Source organism: Micromonospora marina (assembly GCF_900091565.1).
In the GTDB taxonomy this organism is placed as follows: domain Bacteria; phylum Actinomycetota; class Actinomycetes; order Mycobacteriales; family Micromonosporaceae; genus Micromonospora; species Micromonospora marina.
Window position 1 is genome coordinate 1 of the sequence record NZ_FMCV01000006.1, and the last position, 12834, is coordinate 12834.

The following is a 12834-nucleotide window of genomic DNA, read 5'->3' on the forward strand; positions in this document are numbered from 1 at the left end:
ACGTTCCTGTCCGCACGGTACCGACGTCTGGTCACACGCCGGGGCAAGCGCAAGGCCCTGGTCGCCGTCGCCCGGTCCATCCTCGTGATCATCTGGCACCTACTCGCTGACCCGACGGCCCGCTACCACGACCTCGGCGCCGACTTCCACGACCGCCGGATCAACACCACCCGCAGGACCAACAGCCTCGTCCGACAACTCGAATCCCTCGGCCACACCGTCACCCTGCAACCCGCCACCTGACACCCCACACCCCAACCCCACCCGCGTCGACCCACCGACGCCGGGCCACCCCCGCGCGCCCAAAACCCACCGTGGTACAGGTCATTTACCGGTCAGATCGACGGGGCGGCGGGGCGGGGCTACAACGGCTCCACGCCCGGGGGGAGTTCGGCGGTGGCGGTGGCGTCGTGGACGTACTCCAGGAGGATGCGGCGCAGCTCGCGCCCGGCGTGGGTGGGCACCACGTCGCGGCGGCGGGCCACCGCGATGGTCCGGCGGACGCCGGGCGGGACGAGCCGGGTGACCCGGATGCCGGCGCGGCGGGCCACCACGATGCCGGGCACCAGCGCGACGCCGAGCCCGGCCTCGACGAAGCTGAGCACCGCGTCCATCTCCCCGCCGTCCACGGACAGGGTCGGCTCGAACCCGGCCGCCCGGCACGCCTGGAGCGTGGCATCGCGCAGGTCGTAACCCTCGCGGAACATGACCAGCGGCTGGTCGCGCAGGTCGGTGATGCGCAGCTCCCCGGCGGGCGAGGTGCCCGGCAGCGGGTCGACCGAGGCGACCACCAGGCTCTCGCGCAGGATCGGGTCGGCGCGCAGCCCCGGGTCGGCGCCGGCCGCCGGCATGATGATCAGGGCGAGGTCGAGGTCGCCGCGGAGCAGGTCCCGGACGAGGTCCTGCGAGCCGCCCTCCTCCACGCGCAGGTCGACCGTGGGGTACGCGTCGCGGAACCGGCGCAGCACCGGCGGGGCCAGCGAGGTGGCCAGGCTGGGCGTGGCGCCGAGCCGGACCCGGCCCCGGCGCAGCCCCACCAGCTCCTGCACCTCACGGGTGGCCGTCTCCACGTCGGCGAGGATCCGCTTGGCCAGCGGCAGCAGCACCTCACCGGCCGCGGTGAGTGTGATGTTGCCCCTTACCCGCTCGAACAGCGGTGCCCCCAGGTCGGTCTCCAGAGCGTGAATTTGCTTACTCAGCGAGGGCTGGGTGATGCCGACAAGATCGGCTGCCTGGGTGAAATGTCGTACTTCGGCGACCGCTGCGAAGTACCGAAGCTGATGGAGCTGCATCTACATAGCCTACGGCTATCAACGCTGCGATTTCGATGCATTGGACGCCTGATCGAAGTGCTCCTAGCGTCGAGCCTGTGGTAATCACGAAAACTCGATCGCCCATCCGCTCGAACGTCGGTCTCAAGGCCGTCATGGCGGTGACGGGCATCATCCTCGTGCTGTTCCTGATCGCGCACATGCTCGGCAACCTGAAGATCTTCACGGGCGAGACGTCGTTCGACCACTACGCGCACTGGCTGCGGGACATCGGCACGCCGCTGCTGCCCACGACCTGGTTCCTGTGGATCCAGCGCGCGGCGCTCACCGTGGCCGTCCTCGCGCACATCGGCGCGGCCGTCGTGCTGGCGAAGCGGTCCCGGGCCGCCCGCCCGGTGCCGTACGCGCACCGCCGCAAGATCCACGTGAACTACGCGGCCCGCACGATGCGCTGGGGTGGTGTGATCATCCTGCTGTTCGTGATCTACCACATCCTCGACCTGACCACGGGTCACCTGAACCCGCAGGGCGACCCGGCCAACCCGTACGGCAACGTGGTCGCCGACTTCGCGCCGGAGCGCTGGTACGTCACGCTCTTCTACACCCTCGCGCTGGTGACCCTCGGCTTCCACCTGCGCCACGGCGCCTTCAGCGCGTTCCGCAGCCTCGGCCAGCAGACTCCCAAGGGCGAACGCCGGGCCCGGATCGCCGCGCTCGTCTTCGCCGTCGCGCTCGTCGGCGGCTACCTGCTGGTCCCGTTCGCCGTGATCACCGGATTGGTGGCCTGACATGGATCTCTACACCTCCGGCGACCCGATCGCCGACACCCGGGCCCCGGACGGCCCGATCGAGACGCGGTGGGACCGCCACCGCTTCGAGATGAAGCTGGTCAACCCGGCCAACCGCCGGAAGATGACGGTGATCGTGGTCGGCACCGGACTGGCCGGCGGCTCCGCCGCCGCCACGCTGGCCGAGCAGGGCTACCGGGTGCGGTCCTACTGCTACCAGGACAGCCCGCGCCGGGCCCACTCGATCGCCGCGCAGGGCGGCATCAACGCCGCCAAGAACTACCGCAACGACGGCGACTCGGTGCACCGCCTGTTCTACGACACGGTCAAGGGCGGCGACTTCCGCTCCCGCGAGTCGAACGTGCACCGCCTGGCCGAGGTGTCGGTCAACATCATCGACCAGTGCGTGGCCCAGGGCGTGCCCTTCGCCCGGGAGTACGGCGGCCTGCTGGACACCCGCTCCTTCGGCGGCGCCCAGGTGCAGCGCACCTTCTACGCCCGGGGCCAGACGGGCCAGCAGCTGCTGCTCGGCGCGTACCAGGCCCTGGAGCGGCAGATCGGCCTGGGCAACGTGGAGATGAACGCCCGCCACGAGATGCTCGAACTGGTGATCGTCGACGGCCGGGCGCGCGGCATCGTGGTCCGCGACATGGTCACCGGTGAGATCAGCACCGAGATGGCCGACGCGGTCGTGCTCGCCTCCGGCGGCTACGGCAACGTCTTCTACCTCTCCACGAACGCCAAGGGCTGCAACGTCACCGCCTCCTGGCGGGCGCACCGCAAGGGCGCGTACTTCGCGAACCCCTGCTACACGCAGATCCACCCGACCTGCATCCCGGTATCCGGCGACCACCAGTCGAAGCTGACCCTGATGAGCGAGTCGCTGCGCAACGACGGCCGGGTGTGGGTGCCCAAGGCCAAGGGCGACCAGCGCAGCCCGCGGGACATCCCCGAGGACGAGCGGGACTACTACCTGGAGCGGATCTACCCGTCCTTCGGCAACCTGGTCCCCCGCGACATCGCCTCCCGCGCCGCGAAGAACGTGTGCGACGAGGGACGCGGCGTCGGCCCGACCGGCCTCGGCGTCTACCTGGACTTCGCCGACGCGATCAACCGGCTCGGCCGCAAGGCCATCGAGGCCAAGTACGGCAACCTCTTCGAGATGTACGAGCGGATCACCGGCGAGGACCCGTACGAGGTGCCGATGCGGATCTACCCCGCCGTGCACTACACGATGGGCGGCCTCTGGGTCGACTACGACCTCCAGTCGTCGATCCCCGGCCTGTTCGTGATCGGTGAGGCCAACTTCTCCGACCACGGCGCGAACCGGCTCGGCGCCTCGGCGCTGATGCAGGGCCTGGCCGACGGCTACTTCGTGCTGCCGAACACGCTCGCCAACTACCTGGCCTCCGGCCCGCTGGACCAGGTCGACGCCAGCCACCCCGAGGCGGTCGCGGCGCGGACCGACGTCGAGGAGCGGATCAAGCGGCTGCTGGCGATCAACGGCGACCGCACCGTGGACTCGTTCCACCGCGAGCTGGGCCAGATCATGTGGGAGCACTGCGGCATGGAGCGCTCCGAGGCCGGGCTGCGCAAGGCGATCGACGAGATCCGCTCGCTGCGCGAGCAGTTCTGGCAGCGGGTGCGCGTGCCGGGCGACGGCGAGGGGCTCAACCAGTCGCTGGAGAAGGCCGGCCGGGTGGCCGACTTCTTCGAGCTGGCCGAGCTCATGTGCATCGACGCGCTGCACCGCGAGGAGTCGTGCGGCGGGCACTTCCGGGCCGAGTACCAGACCCCGGACGGCGAGGCGCAGCGCGACGACGACCGGTTCGCCTACGTGGCGGCCTGGGAGTACACCGGCACCGGTGAGCCCGTGCTGCACAAGGAAGACCTGACCTTCGAATACGTCCACCCCACGCAGCGGAGCTACAAGTGAACCTGACCCTGCGCATCTGGCGCCAGCACGGCCCCGAGGACAAGGGTCGGATGGTGACCTACCCGGTGCAGGACGTGTCCCCGGACATGTCCTTCCTGGAGATGCTCGACGTGCTCAACGAGCGGCTCATCCTCGACGGCGAGGAGCCGGTCGCGTTCGACCACGACTGCCGCGAGGGCATCTGCGGCGCGTGCAGCCTCATGATCAACGGTGAGGCGCACGGGCCGCAGCGCGGCACCACCGCCTGCCAGCTGCACATGCGGCAGTTCTCCGACGGCGACACGATCGACATCGAACCGTGGCGGGCCCGCGCGTTCCCGGTCGTCAAGGACCTCGTGGTCAACCGCAACGCGTTCGACCAGATCATCGCCGCCGGCGGCTACGTGACCGCGCCGACCGGTAGCGCCCCGGAGGCGCACTCGGTGCCGGTGCCGAAGGCCGACGCGGACGCGGCGTTCTCCTCGGCGGCCTGCATCGGCTGCGGCGCCTGCGTGGCGGCCTGCCCGAACGGCTCCGGCATGCTGTTCACCGCCGCGAAGATCACCCAGCTCTCGCTGCTGCCGCAGGGCCAGCCGGAGCGCTACACCCGGGTGATCGGCATGGTGGACGCGCACGACGAGGCCGGCTTCGGCGGCTGCACCAACGTCGGCGAGTGCGCCTCGGCCTGCCCGAAGGGCATCCCGCTGAACACCATCGGCCGCCTCAACCGGGACTACCTGAAGGCGACGGCCAAGCGCTCGGGCACGCCCGGCTCCTGACCGCCGCCGGACGAACCCACGCGACCGCCGCGCCCCGCACCCGGGGGCGCGGCGGTCGCCGTTGACCAGGGGTATCAGGCCGCCGGCGTCGGCGCGCCGCCGATTCAACCCGCCTCTCGCGGGTAGCAGTCCGATGGACGGCACCGGAGAGGGGACACACAGGCATGAAGGCACTGACCTGGCACGGCAAGCGGGACGTTCGGGTCGAGGACGTCCCGGATCCCCGGATCGAGGAGCCGACCGACGCGATCGTCCGGATCACCTCGACCGCGATCTGCGGTTCCGACCTGCACCTGTACGAGGTGCTCGGGCCGTACCTGAAGCCCGGCGACATCCTCGGGCACGAGCCGATGGGCATCGTCGAGGAGGTCGGGCCCGGCGTGACCCGGCTCAAGAAGGGCGACCGGGTGGTCGTCCCGTTCAACATCTCCTGCGGCTCGTGCTGGATGTGCGAGCGGCAGCTCTACGCGCAGTGCGAGACCACGCAGGTGACCAGCCAGGGCAAGGGCGCGTCCCTGTTCGGCTACACCTCGCTGTACGGCTCGGTCCCCGGCGGCCAGGCCGAGTACCTGCGCGTACCGCAGGCCCAGTTCGGCCCGATCACGATCCCGGACAGCGGTCCGGACGAGCGCTGGCTCTACCTGTCCGACATCCTGCCCACCGCCTGGCAGGCCGTGAAGTACGCGGACGTCCCGCCCGGCGGCACGCTCGCCGTGTTCGGGCTCGGCCCGGTCGGGCAGTTCAGCGCCCGGATCGGCCGGCACCTGGGCGCCGGCCGGGTGATCGGGCTGGACCTGGTGCCCGAGCGGCTGGAGATGGCCCGGCGTCACGGCATCGAGGTGCTCGACGTCAGCCAGCTCGACGACGTGCCCGGCGCGCTCATCGACCTGGTCGACGGGCGCGGCCCGGACGCGGTGATCGACGCGGTCGGCATGGAGGCGCACGGCGCGCCGCTGGGCAAGGTGGCGCAGACCGCCGCCGGGCTGCTGCCGGACAAGCTGGCCCAGGCGATGACCGACAAGGCCGGCGTGGACCGGCTGGTGGTGCTGCACGCCGCGGTCAAGGCCGTGCGGCGCGGCGGCACCGTGTCGATCTCCGGCGTGTACGGCGGCGAGCAGGACCCGATGCCGCTGATGGAGATGTTCGACAGGGGTATCCAGCTGCGCATGGGGCAGTGCCACGTGCGGCGCTGGGTCGACGAGATCATCCCGCTGCTGGAGCGCGACGACGACCCGCTGGGCGTGGAGGACCTGCGGACCCACCGGCTGCCGCTGACCGACGCGCCGGGCGCGTACGAGATGTTCCAGAAGAAGGAGGACGGCTGCGTCAAGGTCGTGCTCGCGCCGTGACCCGGACAGTGGTCGTCACCGGCGCGACCAGCGGGATCGGCCGGGCGACCGCGCGGGAGCTGGCCGGCCGCGGGGACCGGCTGGTCCTCGCGGCCCGCTCCCCCGCCACACTCGACGAGGTGCGCGACGAGTGCCGGGCGGCGGGCGCGCGGGCGATCGCCGTACCGATGGACGTGACCGAGCCCGGCGCGGTGGCCGCGCTCGCGGACGCGGCGCGGACCGAGTTCGGCGGCGTGGACGCCTGGGTGCACACCGCTGCGGTCATGTCCTACGGCCGCTTCGACGAGACCCCGGCCGAGGTGTTCGAGCAGGTGGTCCGCACCGACCTGCTGGCCGCCGCCACGGTGGCGCGGGAGGCGCTGCGCCGGTTCCGGGACGCCGGCGGCGGCACGCTCGTGCTCACCGGCTCGGTGCTCGGGCACATCACCGCGCCCTACATGAGCGGCTACGTCGCCGCCAAGTGGGGCCTGCAGGGGCTGGCCCGCACGCTCCAGCAGGAGGCGCGGGAGACGCCCGGCGTCGCGATCTGCCTGGTCAACCCGGGTAGCGTCGACACACCCGTCTACCGGCAGGCGGCCAACTACCTGGGGCGGATCGGCCGCCCGCCGCCCCCGATCGCGTCGCCCGAACGGGTGGCACGGGCCATCGCGCACTGCCTCGACCGGCCCCGCCGGGAGGTGTCGGTGGGACGGCTCAACGTGGTCATGCGCTTCGGCTTCACCGTCCTGCCCGGCGTGTACGACGTGCTGGTCGGGCCGCTGATGCGCCTGGCCGGGCTGACCCGGACGCCGGTCGCCCCGCACGAGGGCGTCGTGTTCACGCCGAACTCCGCCGGCGAGGCGGTCCGGGGCGGATGGCTGCCGGACCCGGCCCGGGTGGTACGCGCGGTCGGCGGGCGGGCCGCCACCGTGGCGTCGGCGGTACGCCGCCGGCTGCCCTGACCGTCGCGGCGGACCCGCGCACGGCCGGCCCGTCCCGGGGCGGCCGTCGCGCGGGCGGGCCGGAACGCGGGTGGTTACCGTGTACGACGGGACACGGCGGAGGGACGAGCATGCGGGAATCGACGGGGCGGGAACCGGACCGGACGCGCGGCGGGCGGGTCTGGAAGCTCGCCGGGCTGGCCGCCGTCGCCGGCCTGGCCTGGGTGGCGCGGGACGTCCCGGCCCAACTCGGCGGCCGGCTCACCGGCACCCGGGCGGAACGGGCGGCCCGGTCACCGCGCTTCCGCGACGGCACCTTCCACAATCCGGCCGGCGCCACCGCCACGATGGTCGCCGACCCGGGCCGTAACCTCGTCCGGGAGCTGATCTTCGGCAAGCAGAAGCGGCGGCCGGGCAGCCAGGTGCCGCTGCTGCGCCCCGGTGCCGCGCCCGCCGCCGACCCGGTCCGCGAACTGAACGTGATCTGGTACGGCCACGCCTCCACGCTCGTCGAGATCGAGGGACACCGGGTGCTGCTCGACCCGGTGTGGAGCGACAGGTGCTCCCCGTCCGGGCTGGTCGGGCCGCGGCGCATCCACGAGCCGCCGGTGCGCCTGCCCGAGCTGCCCCCGCTGGACGCGGTGCTGATCTCGCACGACCACTACGACCACCTGGACATGGAGACCGTGCGCCGGCTGGCCGACCTCCAGTCCGCGCCGTTCGTGGTGCCGCTCGGCGTCGGCGCCCACCTGGCCCGCTGGGGCGTACCCGAGCACCGCATCGTCGAGCTGGACTGGTCGGAGAGCCACCGGGCCGGCGGGCTGACGCTCACCGCGACCGCCGCGCAGCACTTCTCCGGGCGCGGGCTGCGCCGCGACGGCACGCTCTGGAGTTCCTGGACGATCACCGGTACGCACCGGAGGGTCTTCTACACCGGCGACTCCGGCTACTTCGACGGGTACGCCGCGATCGGCGCCGAACACGGCCCGTTCGACGTGACGCTGATGCAGATCGGCGCGTACGACAGGGCGTGGCCGCACATCCACATGTTCCCGGAGGAGGCGGTCGCCGCCCACCTGGACGTCCGCGGCGGGCTGCTGGTGCCGGTGCACTGGGGCACGTTCAACCTGGCCCTGCACGACTGGTCCGAGCCGGTGGACCGGCTCTGGGCGGAGGCGAAGGCGCGCGACGTGCGGCTCGCGGTGCCGCGTCCCGGCGAGCGGGTCGTGGTGGACGAGCCGCCGTCGGTGGACGGGTGGTGGCAGTCGATCGCCTGAACCACGCCGAAAAATTCGGACAAGGCATGCTTCTGCGCATATTTGCGTACTCTGTTCGCTGACGAGTCAGCGGCCGGAGGACAGCATGCAGGTTCGCCTCTCCCCAGGCGTGGAAGATCTACACACACCCACCTCACAGGCGAGTGTCGCCGCGGCCCTCAAGCGGGGCGTCGACGTCGCCGTCTCGGCCACTGCCCTGCTGGTGGCAGCGCCGATCCTGGCCGTGGTCGCGGTCGCGGTCCTGCTCGGCATGGGCCGCCCGATCATCTTCCGTCAACAGCGGATCGGCCGGTACGGCCGCGAGTTCACCATCCTGAAGTTCCGGTCCATGGCGGGTGGTGACGACCGCTTCTCCCCCGGCGACGACCAGGCGCGGCTGACACCCCTGGGACGGTGGCTGCGGGCGACCAGCCTGGACGAGCTACCCAGCCTCTGGAACATCCTGCGCGGCGACATGAGCCTTGTGGGTCCGCGCCCGTTCCCGACCAGCTACCGCGACCTCTACACGCCGGACGAGTTCCGCCGGCACGACGTCCGGCCCGGTCTGACCGGCCTCGCGCAGGTGAACGGCCGCAACAAGCTGGGCTGGGCGGAGCGCTTCGCCTACGACCTGCACTACGTGCAGCGCTGGAGCCTCCTCCTGGACGCCCGCATCCTGGCCCGGACCGCGGTGGCAGTGCTCCGCCGGCAGGGCATCAGCGCGCCCGGCACCGCCACCGCGCACGAGTTCCGCGGTACCGCCGGCGAACGGCAGGTGCCCGCGACCGCGGGACGCGGATCGCGGTGACCCTCGACCTCGTCGTCGTCGGCTGCGGCGGCCACGGCCGGGAGATCGCCCAGATCGTGGCAGCGGTCAACGACGCCTCCATCCGGCCGCCGTGGCGGCTGGTCGGCTTCGTCGACGACAACCCGTCCGAGCGGAACCGCAAACGCGCCGAGTCGTTCGGCGCCCCGTACCTGGGGACCGTGGCGGCGCTCGGGCAGCTGCCGCCGGAGACCCACGTCGTGCTCGGACTGGGCGACCCACGCGTCCGGCAGAAGGTGAGCGCGCAGGTCGACGCGTACGGCAGGCCGGCGGCGAGTCTCGTCCACCCGGATGCCACAGTCGGCCCGGACCTGGTGTCGGCCGAGGGCCTGGTGGTGTTCGCCGGTGGCCGGATCACCACCAACGTCACCGCCGGACGGCATCTGCACGTCAACCAGAACGCCACCCTCGCGCACGACTGCGTGGTCGGCGACCACGTCTCCCTGCATCCGCTCGCGGCGGTCTCCGGCGACTGCCGCCTCGACACCGCCGCACTGATCGGCGCGGGTGCCGTGGTGCTCCCGGGACTGCGGGTCGGCACCGGCGCGACGGTCGGCGCCGGTGCGTGCGTGGTGCGCGACGTTCCGCCGGAGATCGTGGTCAAGGGCGTGCCGGCCCGCTGAGCGGTCCTCAGAGCACGAAGGCGTCCGTCCAGAGGGCGCCCGAACGTCCCGACAACGCGTCCAGCATCGCCACCGCCTGACCGTCGGTGAGCTGCGCGACGAAGTCGATGATGGCCCGGCCCCGGGCCCGGCCGATCCGGTCCGGGGTACGCGGGTGCAACTCCGCCTCGGCCAGCTCCACCAGGTCGTGCAGCCGGCGCGGCAACCGGGACTCCTCGTCCGGGTCCAGCAGCCACTCCCAGAGCGCCTCCACCAGCGTACCCAGCAGCCGGGCCTGACCGCGCTGGTGCAGGGCGAGGTCCGGGCGGGCCAGCACGAACCGGTGGTGCACGAACTTGAGCACCTGCACCTCGTGCCACTGCGCCTTCGCCAGCAGCACGTACCCGGAGCGGACGTCCGGCTCCGGGGTGACGGTGATGGCGTCCACGAAACGGGTGGACCAGCGGGCGGAGAACCGGGCCACGTACTGCTCCGCCTCGATCGAGCCGTCGAACGGCAGCGCCAGCAGCCCCTCCACCAGCTCCTCGCGGACGTGCTCGACGGCGGCGGCGAACGCCTCGTCGTCGGCGATCCAGCCGTCCTTGCGGTGCAACTGCCGGCGCAGCCGCTCGATCGCCGCACCGGGCCGCCGGCCCGCCCCCTCCAGCGCCGGCGCCGTGATCGACCGCAGGTGACCGCACTCGCGCTGCCAGGCCATCAGCTCGGCCGCCACCGCGCCCTGCTGGAGCACCCCGACGCGGTAGAAGTCCTCCACGTCGTGGATCGCGTACGCGATGTCGTCGGCGGTGTCCATCACCGACGCCTCGGGGGTCTGCTGCCAGTCCGGGATCCGCCCGGCGAACGGCTCCCGCGCCTGCCGCAGGTCGTCCAGCTCGGTGCGGTACGCGCCGAACTTGACCGACCCGCTCTCCGGATCCTCCGGCGGGGCCGCCGCGCCCCGGGGCGCCGGGTCCAGGTGACGCGGGTGCGGGTCGGGATGGTCCAGCCGGGTCCACGGGTACTTCAGCATGGCCGCCCGGACCGCCGCGGTCAGATCCAGCCCGGTGGTCGCCGCGCCGCGGATCTCGGTGCTGGTGACGATCCGGTACGACTGGGCGTTGCCCTCGAAGCCGTCGGCCAGCCCGAGCCGCTGCCGGGCCAGCCGGTCGAGCACCCGCTCCCCCAGGTGCCCGAACGGCGGGTGCCCGAGGTCGTGCGCGAGCGCGGCGGCCTCCACCACCTCCGGATCGCAGCCGCCGAATTTCTCCAGCAGATCCCGGTACGCCGGGTCGGCGGTCAGCCGCTCCGCGATCGCCCGGGCCACCTGGGCCACCTTCAGGCTGTGGGTGAGCCGGTTGTGCACAAGCAGCCCGGAGCCACCCGGGCTGATCACCTGGGTCACGCCACCCAGCCGGGTGAAGAACGGCGAACCGACGATCCGGTCCCGGTCGGCCCGGAACGGGCCGGCGGCCAGGTCGCCGAGCGCCCGGGCGCTGCCACCGAACAGCCGCCGGGCCCGCGGATCCGCAGGTACCTCCATGATCGCCACGCTAGCGCAGCCGAACCGGCCGGCGGGGCGCGACCTGCGCCTAGGCCAGCGGGGGCGCGTCCCCCAGCACCAGACCGGGTGCCGCCGGCAGCCAGTAGCCGAGATAGGTACCGGCGGTGACCTGGTAGCTCAGGCGCCCGTTCACCCAGGCGCTGGCGCCGAGGAACGCGCCCGAGGCGCGCGGGAAGGTGACGGTCTTGGACCCGACGACCTGCCACCTGCTGTCGTACGCGTAGCCGGTGTAGGTGCCGGGCTCGACGGTCAGCAGCCGGGTGGGCGCGTACGTGTGCTCGACGAACTTCCCGGCGAGCCACCGGTTCTGCGCGTCCTCCGCCACGAACATGCCGGCGAACACCCCGTTCGCCATGCGGTAGTGCACGCCCCGGCCAGCCACCCGGACGCGCTGGTCGGCGGTGGCGGTGGAGAACCGGATCAGGTTGATCGACTTCTGCGCGACGACCCGGCCGGCGGCGTCGAACTGGTAGGCGACGTGGGAGCCGGGGCCGAACCACACGATGCCGTCGACAGGCGGGTACGGGTAGTCGGCGCGCAGCACATCGGCGTACGCGGCGAACACGCCGGCGTGGGTGAGCTGGTGCAGCGCGAGCATCTGCTGGGTGTGCACCTGGTGGTAGCTCGGGTAGGACCGGGCGCAGCCGACCGAGTACCGGCTGGCCCACTGCGGAACGCGCAGCGTGGCCGGCACGTAGCGCCGTACGGTCGTGGCCGTCCCGTCCATCAGGCTAACCGCCCGGCTGTCCCGGGTGATCCGCCAGTAGTCGTAAACGCCGTAGAACGCGTAGATCATGCCGTTGAGAACCCGTTCCCCGCGCACGCCCGGGTTGTCCGGATACTCCTCCAGCCACAGGTAGCCGTCCGTGTCGGTCCAGCTCACCCAGGGCACCCCGAGCTGTGGTCCGAGGGTGAGGCTGAGGAACGTACGGTCCGCCGCCGTACGCCACGTGGCGTCGCCGGTCACCTCGTACAGCCGGACGAACAGGCTGAGCAGTTCCCCCTGCGCCATGGCGCTGTACCAGGGCGCCTGGAGCACCAGCCCGGTGCACCGAGGCAGGTCGAAGGGGTACGAGTACCACCACGCGCCGCGGGATTCCACCTTGCGGTCCAGGTTCCGCCGCGCCTGCGCGATCGCCCGGTCGAGGAAGAACCGGTCGCTGGTGACCTGGTAGGCGTTGAGGTTGTCCAGTCCCCAGTCGGCCTGCACCACCGGGTGGTCGTAGAGGACGCCCTGCCAGGTGAAGAGCCGCACCCCCGAGGCGTCGTGCGCCAGCGGGTCGGTCCGCGGGACTGTCATCTGCCGCGAGGTCGGTGAGACCGAGCCGGGCAGCAGGCGCGGCAGGTAGCCGTCCCGGGCATACGCGGTGAGCTTCGCGCTCCGCCCGGGGAGTGCGGTGGCGGCCGCCGTGCCGGCCACCGGCGTCCCCGTCAGGCCGAGGGCGAGCACGGCCGCCACCCACGCGCACCAGGAAAACCGGATCCTCATGGGACCTCCAAGGTCGGGAGTGTCCTCCATCCCAGCAACCGCCTGCCGCTTTTGCCAGCCTCGTTTCATCATGCGTGG

At 72.3% G+C, this 12834-nt stretch carries 11 protein-coding genes and 1 pseudogene; 9 read left to right on the forward strand and 3 right to left on the reverse strand.

Annotation, left to right across the window (positions count from 1 at the left end; translation table 11 throughout):
• Positions 1-243, forward strand: a pseudogene (locus GA0070215_RS09905) (IS110 family RNA-guided transposase); the annotation flags it as partial.
• Between the two features lie 119 nt (positions 244-362).
• On the opposite strand, the gene GA0070215_RS09910 reads toward GA0070215_RS09905, so the two are convergent.
• Entirely contained in the window at positions 363-1292 is a 930-nt protein-coding gene (locus GA0070215_RS09910; RefSeq protein ID WP_018784913.1) for a LysR family transcriptional regulator, read from the reverse strand.
• A 35-nt stretch (positions 1293-1327) separates the two neighbouring features.
• On the opposite strand from GA0070215_RS09910, the gene GA0070215_RS09915 reads away from it, so the two are divergent.
• The 8 genes from GA0070215_RS09915 (at position 1328) to GA0070215_RS09950 (ending at position 9727) form a co-directional block, all read left to right on the forward strand.
• A complete protein-coding gene (locus tag GA0070215_RS09915) occupies positions 1328-2059 on the forward strand; it encodes a succinate dehydrogenase cytochrome b subunit (protein ID WP_196806683.1) in 732 nt (243 codons plus the stop codon).
• 1 nt (position 2060) lies between these two features.
• The gene (locus GA0070215_RS09920; RefSeq protein WP_018784911.1) at positions 2061-3995 is read left to right on the forward strand and encodes a fumarate reductase/succinate dehydrogenase flavoprotein subunit; all 1935 of its coding nucleotides are present in this window, start codon (positions 2061-2063) and stop codon (positions 3993-3995) included.
• Positions 3992-4753: a succinate dehydrogenase/fumarate reductase iron-sulfur subunit gene (locus GA0070215_RS09925; RefSeq protein ID WP_018784910.1), complete on the forward strand. Its 762-nt coding sequence runs from the start codon at positions 3992-3994 to the stop codon at positions 4751-4753. Before GA0070215_RS09920 ends, GA0070215_RS09925 begins: the two co-directional genes overlap by 4 nt.
• 164 nt (positions 4754-4917) lie before the next feature.
• Positions 4918-6102, forward strand: a complete 1185-nt coding sequence (locus GA0070215_RS09930) for a zinc-dependent alcohol dehydrogenase (RefSeq protein ID WP_018784909.1) — start codon at positions 4918-4920, stop codon at positions 6100-6102.
• The gene (locus GA0070215_RS09935; RefSeq protein ID WP_018784908.1) at positions 6099-7043 is read left to right on the forward strand and encodes an SDR family NAD(P)-dependent oxidoreductase; all 945 of its coding nucleotides are present in this window, start codon (positions 6099-6101) and stop codon (positions 7041-7043) included. Before GA0070215_RS09930 ends, GA0070215_RS09935 begins: the two co-directional genes overlap by 4 nt.
• Positions 7044-7153: 110 nt before the next feature.
• On the forward strand, positions 7154-8299 hold the full coding sequence (locus tag GA0070215_RS09940) for an MBL fold metallo-hydrolase (protein ID WP_018784907.1): 1146 nt from the start codon (positions 7154-7156) through the stop codon (positions 8297-8299).
• 109 nt (positions 8300-8408) lie between these two features.
• Complete coding sequence (locus GA0070215_RS09945) at positions 8409-9086, forward strand: sugar transferase (protein WP_091044350.1); 678 nt, start codon at positions 8409-8411, stop codon at positions 9084-9086.
• Positions 9083-9727: an acetyltransferase gene (locus tag GA0070215_RS09950; protein WP_091044355.1), complete on the forward strand. Its 645-nt coding sequence runs from the start codon at positions 9083-9085 to the stop codon at positions 9725-9727. The genes GA0070215_RS09945 and GA0070215_RS09950 overlap by 4 nt, the downstream gene beginning before the upstream one ends.
• Positions 9728-9734: 7 nt before the next feature.
• Here the strand turns inward: GA0070215_RS09950 and GA0070215_RS09955 are convergent, their stop codons facing one another.
• Complete coding sequence (locus GA0070215_RS09955) at positions 9735-11246, reverse strand: deoxyguanosinetriphosphate triphosphohydrolase family protein (RefSeq protein WP_091044804.1); 1512 nt, start codon at positions 11244-11246, stop codon at positions 9735-9737.
• A 49-nt stretch (positions 11247-11295) separates the two neighbouring features.
• Positions 11296-12756, reverse strand: a complete 1461-nt coding sequence (locus tag GA0070215_RS09960; protein ID WP_167361503.1) for a D-glucuronyl C5-epimerase family protein — start codon at positions 12754-12756, stop codon at positions 11296-11298.
• Between the last annotated feature and the right edge of the window lie 78 nt (positions 12757-12834).